Raw genomic sequence first — 11,449 nt, 5'->3', positions numbered from 1 at the left:
CTGCTGAGAGGGAGTGGCGACGCGTGTCGACACCAACCGTCACCACCGGACCGCTGCGGCGGGTCCCGGTGCAGGGCAGAAGCGTTGCCCGGGTCCAGCGCATGCTCGACGCCTGCGCCGAGCTGGTGGACGAGGTCGGGTACGAAGGCCTGACCACCACCCTGCTGGCCGAGCGGGCCGAGGTGGCCATCGGCTCGGTCTACCAGTTCTTCCCGGACAAGCGCGCCATCGTCCAGGCGCTCGCCATGCGCAACATGGACGCGTACCTGCAGAGTCTCTCCGCCCGCTTCGCCAACGAGACGTTCGCCCACTGGTGGGACGGCGTCGATGCGGCCATAGACGCCTACATCCACATGCACCGCAGCGTGCCGGGCTTCCGGACGCTGCACTTCGGTGACGTCGTGGATCTGCACCTGCTCGACGCGGAGCGGGACAACAACGCGGTCATCGGGGACCGGCTGGCCGAGCTGCTGGTCGACCAGTTCCAGCTGATGGACCGTGCGCGGCTGCGCTTCGCGCTGCTGATCGCCGTCGAGGCGGCGGACGCCCTGATCAAGCTCGCGTTCCGGCGCGACGTGACCGGAGACGAGGCCGTCCTCACCGAGGCCAAGGCCCTCATCCGCGAGTACCTGCACCGCCACGTCCCGGCGTGAGGGTTTCCGGTTAGCCGAGGAACGCATATCCCTCTCCCCGGTACGTCGGGGCCGGCGTCGCGGTGTCGCCGTCGACGAGGTGCACTTCGTTGACATGCTCGCACAGCTCGCCGGCCTTGGCGTGACGAAACCACACCCGGTCGCCCGGCCGCAGCTCGTCGGCTGCCGCGCCGAGCAGCGGCGTCTGCACCTCGCCGGCCCCCTCGTCCGGGCGTAGGCGCAGGCCGGCCGGCATCCACGGCACCGGCTGCCGCGTCCGGTCGGGCGGCCCCGAGGCGATCCAGCCTCCCCCGAGCACGGTGGCGATACGCGGCGCCGGCCGCCGCACCACCGGCACCGCGAAGAACGCGGCCGGGGTCGGCCGCCAGCTGCGGTAGGCGTCGAACAGCGCCGGTCCGTACAGTCCGGAACCCGCCGTGACCTCGGTGACGGCGGGGTCGGCGGCCGTCGCGGCCAGGCTGCCGGTGCCGCCGCCGTTGACGAACTCGAGCTCGGCGTGCTCCCGGATCGCGGCGACCGCTGCCGCCCGGCGCCGGCCGAGCTCCTGTAGCGAGCGGCGTTGCATGGCGCGGATGGCGCGGCCGCGCAAGGCCTGGCCGGGCGGTGCGTCGCCCAGCCCGGCGACGTGTGCCTCGTACGCCATCATCGCGACCAGCCGGAAGCCCGGCCGCGCCACCAGACGGCGGGCGAGCGCCCCGGCCTGGGCGGCCGAATGCACCGGCGAACGGCGCACGCCGACGTGCAGCGTGCCCGCCGGCCGCCACGCCGCGTCCAGCTCAAGGCAGATGCGCACCTCGGGACGGCGGCCGGGGGGCGTCACCGCGTCGACCAGGTCCAGGTGGGAGGCGCTGTCCACCATGAGGGTGACGGCGGCGGCCAGCCGGGGGTCGGCGGTGAGCTCGGCGATCGCGCTCCGGTCCACCGTCGGATAGGCGACCAGCACGTCGTCGCACGTCCCGCTGCGGACCAGCCAGATCGCCTCCGGCAGCGTGTACGCCATGACGCCCGCCCAGCCGGGCCGCCCGAGCACCCGGTCGAGCAGCGCGCGTACCCGGACGGATTTGCTCGCGACCCGGATCGGCTTGCCGGCCGCGCGGGCGGTCAGTGCCGCGGCGTTGGCGTCGAACGCGGCGAGGTCGACCACGGCGAGCGGCGTCTCGAGGTGCGCGGTGGCGCGGTCGAGGCGTTTCTGCAGGACGCTGCGTTCAGCCGACACGATGAGCAACTTAGCCGTTCATCGACGAATGCGAAACACTCTCATTTATGCGCCACCCGTACGAGCGCACCCACGCCGAGCTGCTCCGCCCGTTAGAGTGCTTCGGGCAGTGACGACCGGGAGGTAAGGGCCATCGACACCGAAACGAGCACGGCGCGCTCGGACGCCGCCCCGGTGGACCTGTCCGGGGTCGCGGCGCTGCGTTCCGTCCTGCGGATCCGCCCCTTCCGGCGGCTCTGGCTCGTGCTCAGCGTGGCGTCGTTCGGCGACTGGATCGGCATCCTCGCCACCGCCCTCTTCGCCTCCCAGCAGGTCAGCGGCAGCGTCGCGCAGGGCAGCGCCTTCAGCAGCACGATCGCCATCCGCCTGCTGCCGGCCCTGGTCCTCGGCCCCATCGCCGGCGTCATGGCCGACCGCTTCGACCGCCGCTACACGATGGTCATCTGCGACATCCTGCGGTTCTTCGTGTACGGGTCGATCCCCGTCGTCGCCCTCGTCAGCGACTCCGGCGCGTTCACGGTGACCTGGACGGTGATCGCGACCTTCATCGGCGAGACGATCACCCTCATGTGGATCCCGGCGAAGGAAGCCGCGGTCCCGAACCTGATCCCCAAGGGCCGCCTCGAGGCGTCCAACCAGCTCAGCCTGATCACCACGTACGGCGTCACCCCGATCCTGGCGGCCCTCGTCCTCGCCGCCCTCGACGGCGTGGTCCGCGGCCCGATCGGCGGCCTGCCCACCTGGGCCTCACCCGTCCAGATCGCCCTCTACATCAACGCCTTCTCCCGTGCGGCGACCGCGGCGGTGGTGTTCTTCGGCATCAAGGAGATCAGCGCCGGCCGTCGCGAACGCCAGCAGAAGAACGCCGAACAGAGCATGTTCCGGCAGTTCGTCGAGGGCTGGAAGTACATCGGTAGTACACCGTTCGTTCGCGGCCTCGTCCTGGGCATCTTCGGCGCGTTCGCGGGCGCCGGCATCGTCGTCGGCACGGCCCGGTTCTTCACCGCCTCCCTCGGCGCCGGCGACGCCGCGTTCTACCTGCTGTTCGCGACCCTGTTCATCGGCCTCGCCATCGGCATCGGCCTCGGCCCGGCGATCGTCAAAGAGCTGTCCCGCCGCCGCTGGTTCGGCGTCAGCCTGGTGCTCGCCAGCGGCGCGGTCGCCTTCCTCTCCGTCGCGTTCCACCTCTCGATGGCCCTGTTCGGAGCGCTGTTCGTCGGCGCGGGGGCGGGCATGGCCTTCCTGGCCGGCGTGACGCTGCTCGGCGGCCAGGTCGGCGACGAGGTCCGCGGGCGCGTCTTCGCCGTCGTGCAGATCGGCGCCCGGCTCGTCCTGCTGCTCGCCATCTCGCTCGCCGGCGTGCTGGTCGGCCTCGGCAGCTCCCGCACCATCCGGGTCGGAGACGTCGCCGTCGACATCTCGTCCACCCGCGTGCTGCTGCTCGTCGCCGGCGTCATCGGCGTCTGGACCGGCACCAGCGCGTTCCGCCAGATGGACGACAAGCAGGGCGTACCCGTCCTGGCCGACCTCTGGGGCGCGATCCGCGGGCGCCCGCTGTCGCCGGCCGAGTCGTTCGCCCGCACGGGAATCTTCGTGGTCTTCGAAGGCGGCGAGGGAGCGGGCAAATCCACCCAGGTCACCCGCCTGTCGGAAGCCCTCATCGAGGCCGGCCACGACGTCGTCGTGACCCGCGAGCCCGGTGCGACCGACGTCGGCGCCCGCATCCGAAGCCTGGTGCTGGCCCACGGCGACGGCGCCGACTCGCCGTCCCCACGGGCGGAAGCCCTGCTCTACGCGGCGGACCGAGCGCACCACGTCGCCACGGTCGTCCGGCCCGCCCTGGAACGCGGAGCCGTCGTGGTCAGCGACCGGTACGTTGACTCGTCGCTGGCGTATCAGGGCGCCGGCCGTACCCTTCCGGTCCAGGAGATCTCCTGGCTGTCGTCCTGGGCGACCGGCGGTCTGAAGCCCGACCTGGTCGTGCTCCTCGACGTCGACCCGACCGTCGGCCTCGGCCGGGTGGACAGCCGCGGCCTGGGCGCGGACCGCCTGGAGAGCGAGTCCCGCTCCTTCCACGAACGCGTCCGGTACGCCTTCCTGGACCTCGCCTCCGCCGACCCGAAGCGCTACCTGGTGCTGGACGCCGCCCGGCCGGCGGACGAGATCGCCGCGGTGGTGGCGGCCCGGGTGACCGCGCTGCTCAGCACGGCGGAGGAGGGTCATCCGGAACCGGCGTCGGACCTCGCGCCGACGATGGTGGTGCCCAGCGGGGCGGATCCGGAGCGGACGCAGGTGATCCGGGCGGACGAGACGGTAGTGGTCCGCTCTGCCGGAGGCCCCGAGGAAACCGCGGTCATCCTCCCCGCCGGCACGCCCTCTTCTGCCGACGCCACGCCCTCTTCTCCGGCCGGGGCGCTCTCTTCTCCCGAAGTCACGCAGGTCGTGCCGCCTTCTTCGCCCGACGCCACCCAGGTGCTGCCGCCTTCTTCCTTGCCGTCCTCCTCTTCTCCCGAGGCCACTCAGGTGTTGCCACCTTCGTCCTTGCCGTCGCCCTCTTCACCTGAGGCCACCCAGGTGGTGCCGTCCTCCTCTCCGGAGGCCACCCAGGTGGTGCCGCCGTCCTCACCCGAGGCCACCCAGGTGCTGCCGCCCTCGTCCTCGCCGGAGGAGGCCGCCCCGATCGAGGTTCTGGAGGATCTCACCGGCAACCGGTCGCAGGCCGCCGACGATGCGGAGGACGACCAGGTGGGCGAGCGACGATGAGCGAGCGAGAATCGACGCCATGACTGTGTTCGCCGACCTGGTCGGGCAGGACGAGGCCGTCGAGACCCTGAGCCGTGCCGCTGCGGCCGCCGCCCGGATCGTCACCGGGGACACCGGTGCCCAGGGCGCCATGACGCACGCCTGGATCTTCACCGGCCCACCCGGCTCCGGCCGCTCCGTCGCCGCCCGTGCCTTCGCGGCCGCCCTCCAGTGCGAACGCGACGGCACCGGTTGCGGCGAGTGCCATGGCTGCCATACCGCGCTCGGCGGCACCCACGCGGATATCAGGTTCGTGGTCCCCGAGGGCCTGTCGATCGGCGTCAACGAGATGCGGGCGCTCGTGCTGCGCGCCGGAAGCGCCCCGTCCGGCGGACGCTGGCAGGCCGTCGTCATCGAGGACGCCGACCGGCTCACCGAGGCGGCCGGGAACGCGCTGCTCAAGGCCATCGAGGAACCGCCGCCCAGGACGGTGTTCCTGCTCTGCACCCCCTCGACCCACCCCGACGACATCTCGGTGACGATCCGGTCGCGCTGTCGCGTCGTACCGTTGCGCCAGCCGTCGGCAGAGGCCGTCGCAGAAGTCCTCGTACGCCGTGACGGCATCGTCCCCGACGTAGCCGCGTGGGCGGCCGCGGCGGCGCAGGGACACGTGGGTCGCGCCAAGCGCCTCGCCAACGACGCCGACGCCCGTACCCGTCGCGAAGCGGTCCTGACCGTTCCCCGCCGCCTGACCGGCGTGGGCGCCTGCTTCGATGCGGCGTCGGCCTTGATCGAGGCAGCCGAGGCGGAGGCGGCCGCGGCCTTCGCCGAAACCGACAGCGCCGAGAAGGCGGCCCTCGAACAAGCCTTGGGAGCCGGGGGTACGGGCAGAGGCGCCACCACCGCCATGCGGGGCGCCGCAGGCCAGATCAAGGAGCTGGAGAAGCGCCAGAAGTCCCGCCTCACCCGCTCCCAGCGTGACGCCCTCGACAGGGCCCTCGTGGACCTGGCCGGCTTCTACCGCGACGTGCTGGTCACCACCCTGCGCGCGCCGGTCGAAGTGGTCCACTCGGACACCGCGACCCAGTCGTCGGCAGCGGCGGCCAAGTGGTCGCCCGAAAGCACCCTGCGCCGCCTCGAAGCCGTGCTCGCCTGCCGTGACGCTATCGAACAGAACGTAAAGCCGAAAATCGCCATAGAGGCAATGATGCTCAGCCTCTGGCGCGGCTGACACGTTATCCACAGTTGTCGGATATCCACAGCAAGCGTCCACAAGGGATGCGCCGGGGTCGCCCGACCGGGTACGGTTCGGTGCCGTAACGCCATCAAAGCGGTACGCCCCGTAAGGAGCCGACGATGCCCCGCGAGATCGACGAGGCGTGGATCGACGAGGCCATCGAGCGCTACCGCCGCCTCGACGCCCTCCGGGCGGAGTTCGACAAGGCCGTGACCGCCCACGTCGTGTCCGTCCACTCCCCGGACGACACGGTCGAGGTCCTGGTCACGGCGGCGGGCGACATCACGGACGTCCGCATCAGAGGAAGCCTGCAACACCGCAACGCAACGGAGCTGGCCCGGGAGGTGCAAGCGGTGGTCACGAACGCAACACAAGCAGCCCGCTGGGCCCGCGAGAAACTCCACGACGAGATATTCGGCGCCTTCCGCAGCCTGGGGGAGCGGTGATGCGGCCCGCAGCCCGGTGCCCGGCGATCGCCTCAGGTGGCTCAACCCCCTGGCGAAGGGCGGCCTTACCCTCGCCGCCGGCCTCACCCGCGCCGCCGGCCCGCACGAGCTGCCGCGCTGATCGGCACTCGGCGTCCACGGCTCCGCACACCTCTGGCGCCCGGGCGCCCGGCCCGCCTCAGGGGCGGAAGTTGTCCGGGGTCGCGTCCAGCTGCGGCAACGGTGTCTCCTGGGGTCGGAGTGGGGCGGCGGGCCTTCCTGTGCTCGGGACTGTCGATCGCTCGGTGGCCGGTCCGGTGCCCGTGACCCATGGCGGCCACGGTCGGCCGGGCGGGTGGGGCCGGGCGCGCGGACCGGGGGAGCACTGATGGAACACCTGGCCGCCAGCCTCGAGACCGCCGCCGACGACCTGACCACTCTGGACCGTTCGCTCCCCGTGCATGTCGCCTCCCCCGGAGCTTTCGGGGCCGACGACGAGGGCGTGCCCGGCCGCATCGGCAAGCAACTGCACGATCATTGGCGTGCGGTGCTCAACGCTCGCTCCCAGGAAGCCGCCGACACCGCGAAGCACCTGCTCGACCTCGCCGCCGATGTACGCCTCACAGCGAAGGCATACGCGGAGACCGACGACGAGACTGCCCGCCGCGTGCGACGAGGCATCTGATGGACCGGCTCGACCAGCTCCTCGGCGCGGCATCCCCACTCCTGCGCCGCGTCGACGCGCTGCTGCGAGCGGGCGGTGCGCCACCCGACCACGGCGTCTGGCACCAACTGCGCCGCGTACGCCTCCTCCCCGGCGACGCGGCACGCGCGGTCGCGGCACTGCGCCCGACCGACCTGCGCGACGCGGGCCCCGAGCTGCGCGCCGACGCCCGAGCCTGCGCGCTGCTGGCTGCTCACCTACCCCCGCCGGGAGAATGGTCAGGTGCCGCGGCGGACTCCTACGACCAGGCCCGACAGCGAACGGCCGAACGACTGAGCGGCGGCGAGACGAGCCTCACCGAACGCCTCGAAGCCTCGGCCGACCTGGCGGAAGCGCTCGTCGACTGGATGCGAACCACCCGCGACGGCCTGGCCTGGATTCTGGCCGAGTTACTCGGTTCCACGGAAGCGGTCGTCCTCGCCTCGGACACGATGGACATCGCGTCGCCAAGGGAAGCCGGCGCCTCGGCGGACATCGCGGAGAAGGTCTTGCAAGCCGTCGCCGACGCCTACGACGAAGCCACCGATCTGCTGCGTCGCTCAACGGCGCTGGCCGTCGCCCGCTGACGCACTAGTTGGCGGTGCACGTCGTCCGCTTTGGCCGGCTCAATCAACTTGTGCCTGGCCGTTGCCTTGATCGCCGGGTGTGCAGGTTGATTGCGTCTGTTTCGCTACCCGGGTCGTCGTGCCCTCGCTGCCGCCGATACCCCGATCGTCGGTGTGCACGATGATCGAGTCGTTCTCGCTCGCCGGCCGGGATCGCTGTGATCCAGGGTTTCGCTGTCACCCGCTGCCCGCTTCCATCAAATCTGCGACGCGCTACACGTCGTCGTGGGATCGGGGCCGGTTCGGCCTCGACCCGCCGATCAGCTCAGTCGGGGGATGCCGCTGGGCGGCTGCCTCAAGAACCAACGTGTTGGCTGGACATGGCACGGCGCCGCATCCGGATACCGGTCCCGATGCGGCGCCGCCACCTCCTGCACCCCCCGCAGGCCTGACTCCACTCAACGCCTCCACCCTGGTTTTGTCGCCCGGCACGGGGCTGAATCGGCCGCTCGGTCGACGCAGGACGGCACGAGCGGCGTACTGGTAACAGCCGTCCGGCGGCTACCGCATGCCTGCAACGAACATCGACGTTCGTTCACACCGTTCGAACACCGTGCGTCGAAGACGAACGATGGGTGATCCACCGACCGGATCCGACGTCCGCGCGGAGGTCGCGGCCGAGGACCGCCGGCTTCCTGGGCGGACGACGCGGGTCTCGGCCGGGACCCGCGTCGTGGGTAGGCGGCGCGGATTACGGCGGAACAGCCGCTTCTTCCGGGTGGGCAATGCGCGCTACGGCCGAGACCGCCCGCGCAGCCCGAAGATCAGCGCAGCCGCTCCCGCGATCATCAGCGCCACCCCGCTCAGCGCGATCACGTCCACCCGTGGACCCGTGATCGGCAGGCCACCGCCCTCGCCCCCGGTAGCGTCCGACACGGCACCCGCCGACACACCGCCCCCCGTCTCCGGAGCTACCGCCGCCGCCTCCAGCACGCCCATGTCGAACGCGAGTGCGGCGCTCTGCGCGTACCCGGGCTTGGTGCGCTTGCCCGACGAACTGTGCGTGACCACAACGGACATGGCGGCCGCCCGGGCCGCGATGGCCCGCCCGCGCGAGGCCTGGCGGACGTCACCCAGCGAGATGCGCACCCTGGTGCCGGGCTCGGCGACCGGCGCGGGCTTCGAACCCGGCTGCGCAACCTCCGGCAATCCGGGCACCTCGGGCAGAGGCAGCGGGTTCCCGGAACCGAGGAGCCCGCCGACGAGGGGCAGCTTGCCCAGCAGACCGTCCGTCGCCGCGCCGGAGCTCGATTCGGTGGCAGCACGGCGGTCCGGCTCGTCGAACTCGATCTCGATGTCGTCGCCGGCCGCGCTGAGCCGCTCGGTCTTGAACCCGCGCCCGGACACCTCGATCACCGCCGGCAGGTAGCGCACCTCGCCACCGTCCTGGATGGACATGCTCGCCCGCAGCGACGGCGCCTTGATCACTTTGACCTTCACGGCACCGCCGAGCAACTCGAGGTCACCGCCGTGCAGCCCGGCCGTCGCCACGGTCGCCGCGGCCGCACCGCGCCGCTCCAGCTTCGTGGTGCTTTCGCTCTCAACCTTCCCGGGTACGCGCACAAGCGCCGTGTCGCCATCAGCGACGATCCCGGCGCCCCGGAGCCGGGCCGTGGCACGAGTGACGTCGCCCACGGTGGCGCCGCAGGCCATCCCGGCCTCCCACCGCGCATGGGTGGTCATCTTGCCGGCGCCGAGACTCACCGGCCCCACATCCGCCGCCCCGGTCGACCGGCGCACGGGTTCGGCGTTGGTCGGGGGCGCCTGCTGCTGCACAGCCTCGGTCAGTTCCGCGGGCGTCCCCTCGCCACCGGCGTCGATCATGCGAGCCACCGCAGCCGAGCTCACCGACGCCTGAGCCACCATCGCCGACTTGGCCTCGCCGACGTGAACCTCCTGGACGTCACTCTGCCCGGAAGCGTCCCCGCTCTGCGAACCGCCATGCCCGGAGCCGTCCCCGCCGGGTCCAGACGCGTCAGCCCCGGTCTTGGAGGCGTCCCCGCCGGGTCCAGGCGCGTCAGCCCCGGTCTTGGAGGCGTCCCCGCTGGATCCGGCCGCGCCGGCCCTGCGCGGCGAGCCGTCAGTGCCGGTCCCGGAAGCGTTCTTTCCCGCCTCCCCAAGATCCAACTGCGTAAGCCGAAGAATCTGGCTACCGGACTGCGCGGAATACCGTTCGGCCTGCTCACATGGCGCGGGCGCGGCGCTCGCGGGCAACGGCACGAGAAGCATGCCGACCACGCCCGCAGCCCCGGCACCAACCACCTTCCGCCGCTTGCTCCCAGACGCGGCCTGAACCCCGGTCGCCTCAGCGAGCTGCGCGGTCGCCTCGGCGTGGTGCAGGGTCGCCTCGGTGCGCTGCGCGGTCGCCTCGGCGCGATCCACCATCAGCTCGTCATGGCCCGCAGTCGGCCCAGCCTGGTTCAGGGCCGACGGGACATCGAACGCCAGGGCAGCGGCGTGATCCGATGCCAGTGCGTCCCGAACCGCGACCGGCTCCGCGTGATGCGACCGCGAGTGCTTTTCACCCGGCTCCGCGTGATACGACCGCGAGCGCTCCCCACCTGGCTCCGCGTGATGCGAGCGCGGGCGCCCCCCGCCCGGCTCGGCCCGGACCGCGGCCGGCTCGCTGCGGATCGCGGTGAGCTCGGCGGTTCCCGATGCGCGGCCGGCGGCTGCCAGCTTGCCGAGGCGCCATCCGCGGCTGAACGCGACGATGGCGGGCACTCCGGCCAGCCAGTTTCGCAGCGAGCGGGCGGGCCGGTCGGACTGCACAAGATCATCTCGTAAGGGCACGGCGCGCGTCATGAAAAGTGTCCTCCCCCAAGGATGCCGCGGCGAGCGGCGTCTACGGGACTGCCCAACGAGGTTCGATGCGGGGGGTTGCGCGGATCTATGTGGGTTCGAGCCATTTCGCACGCCCGGTCCGTCGCCGTAGGGTGGGTGCATGGGCATGCTGTGCGCGGTCAGCTTCAACCGGTACGGCCGCCTCTACTACCTCGACCCAGGCGAGTTCTCGCCGCAGGTGGGCGACCGGGTGCTGGTCCCGACCGACGACGGGCCGGAGGTGGCGGAGTGCGTCTGGGCGGCGCAATGGGTCAGCGAGGACACGAGCGGTTTCCCCAAGGTCGCCGGCCTCGCCGATGACCGCGACCTGCGCCGCGACGAACTGTTGAGAAAACGAAAGGCCGAGGCGAAGGTCGCGGCCAAGAAGCTGATCAAAGCGCATGAGCTTCCGATGAAGGTCGTCGCGGTCGACCACGTCCTCGAGCAGGGCGGCACGGGCAGCGCACGTACGACGATCTACTTCACGGCCCCGCACCGCGTCGACTTCCGCTCCCTGGTCCGCGACCTGGGCGCGACCTTGCACTGCCGCGTGGAGCTGCGCCAGCTCTCAGCCCGCGACTCGGCCCGGGTTCAGGGCGGCATCGGCTCGTGCGGCCGGGACCTGTGCTGCGCGACCTTCTTGACCGACTTCGAGCCGGTCACCATCCGCATGGCCAAGGACCAGGACCTGCCCCTCAACCCGCTGCGCATCTCCGGCGCCTGCGGACGGCTGATGTGCTGCCTCAAGTACGAGCACCCGCTGTACCAGAAGTTCCAGGCGTCGGCCCCGGCCATCGGCAGCAGGGTCACCACCCCGGAGGGCGACGGACGAGTGGTCGGCCACAGCGTCCCGAAGGACGCCGTCGTCGTACGCATGGACGCCGACGGTTCCCGGTGCTCGTGCAGCCGGGCGTCGGTCTGCGGTCCCCGCCAAGCGCACGACGAGCAGTACAACTGACGACCGCGCCGAAGCTGTGGGGATCTGACGGCGGCACGATAGATCTCCCGCCGGCCGCGGCCGCGG

9 protein-coding genes are annotated in these 11,449 nt (G+C 71.8%); 7 read left to right on the top strand and 2 right to left on the bottom strand.

What is annotated here, in order from left to right; genetic code table 11:
* The first annotated feature begins 23 nt into the window (after nt 1–23).
* Nucleotides 24–653, top strand: a complete 630-nt coding sequence (locus AB0J80_RS11040; RefSeq protein WP_364703241.1) for a TetR family transcriptional regulator — start codon at nt 24–26, stop codon at nt 651–653.
* A gap of 10 nt (nt 654–663) precedes the next feature.
* On the opposite strand, the gene AB0J80_RS11035 is transcribed toward AB0J80_RS11040, so the two are convergent.
* Nucleotides 664–1,869 (bottom strand): amino acid deaminase/aldolase, encoded by a 1,206-nt coding sequence (locus tag AB0J80_RS11035; RefSeq protein ID WP_364703238.1) that lies wholly within the window; start codon nt 1,867–1,869, stop codon nt 664–666.
* Between the two features lie 243 nt (nt 1,870–2,112).
* Between AB0J80_RS11035 and tmk the strand changes: the two genes are divergently transcribed.
* The 5 genes from tmk (at nt 2,113) to AB0J80_RS11010 (ending at nt 7,563) form a co-directional block, all read left to right on the top strand.
* Nucleotides 2,113–4,632: a dTMP kinase gene (tmk, locus tag AB0J80_RS11030; RefSeq protein WP_364703705.1), complete on the top strand. Its 2,520-nt coding sequence runs from the start codon at nt 2,113–2,115 to the stop codon at nt 4,630–4,632.
* Between the two features lie 19 nt (nt 4,633–4,651).
* Nucleotides 4,652–5,842, top strand: coding sequence for a DNA polymerase III subunit delta' (locus AB0J80_RS11025; protein WP_364703235.1), 1,191 nt, complete (start codon nt 4,652–4,654; stop codon nt 5,840–5,842).
* Between the two features lie 125 nt (nt 5,843–5,967).
* The gene (locus tag AB0J80_RS11020; RefSeq protein WP_364703232.1) at nt 5,968–6,294 is read left to right on the top strand and encodes a YbaB/EbfC family nucleoid-associated protein; all 327 of its coding nucleotides are present in this window, start codon (nt 5,968–5,970) and stop codon (nt 6,292–6,294) included.
* Nucleotides 6,295–6,661: 367 nt separating this feature from the next.
* Nucleotides 6,662–6,958 carry a type VII secretion target gene (locus AB0J80_RS11015; RefSeq protein ID WP_364703230.1) on the top strand — a complete coding sequence of 99 codons (297 nt, stop codon included), beginning with the start codon at nt 6,662–6,664 and terminating at the stop codon, nt 6,956–6,958.
* Nucleotides 6,958–7,563 carry a hypothetical protein gene (locus AB0J80_RS11010; protein ID WP_364703227.1) on the top strand — a complete coding sequence of 202 codons (606 nt, stop codon included), beginning with the start codon at nt 6,958–6,960 and terminating at the stop codon, nt 7,561–7,563. Before AB0J80_RS11015 ends, AB0J80_RS11010 begins: the two co-directional genes overlap by 1 nt.
* Before the next feature lie 771 nt (nt 7,564–8,334).
* Here the strand turns inward: AB0J80_RS11010 and AB0J80_RS11005 are convergent.
* A complete protein-coding gene (locus AB0J80_RS11005; protein WP_364703224.1) occupies nt 8,335–10,548 on the bottom strand; it encodes a hypothetical protein in 2,214 nt (737 codons plus the stop codon).
* Here AB0J80_RS11005 and ricT point away from each other — a divergent pair.
* A complete protein-coding gene (gene ricT / locus AB0J80_RS11000) occupies nt 10,547–11,383 on the top strand; it encodes a regulatory iron-sulfur-containing complex subunit RicT (protein WP_364703221.1) in 837 nt (278 codons plus the stop codon). The two genes, AB0J80_RS11005 and ricT, sit on opposite strands and share 2 nt — an antisense overlap.
* Nucleotides 11,384–11,449: the final 66 nt, after the last annotated feature.

Origin of the sequence: Actinoplanes sp. NPDC049548 (assembly GCF_040676695.1) — a bacterium.
Lineage (GTDB): Bacteria > Actinomycetota > Actinomycetes > Mycobacteriales > Micromonosporaceae > Actinoplanes.
Note: the sequence above shows the minus strand (reverse complement) of the source record. Positions and strands in the feature narration are given on the sequence as shown.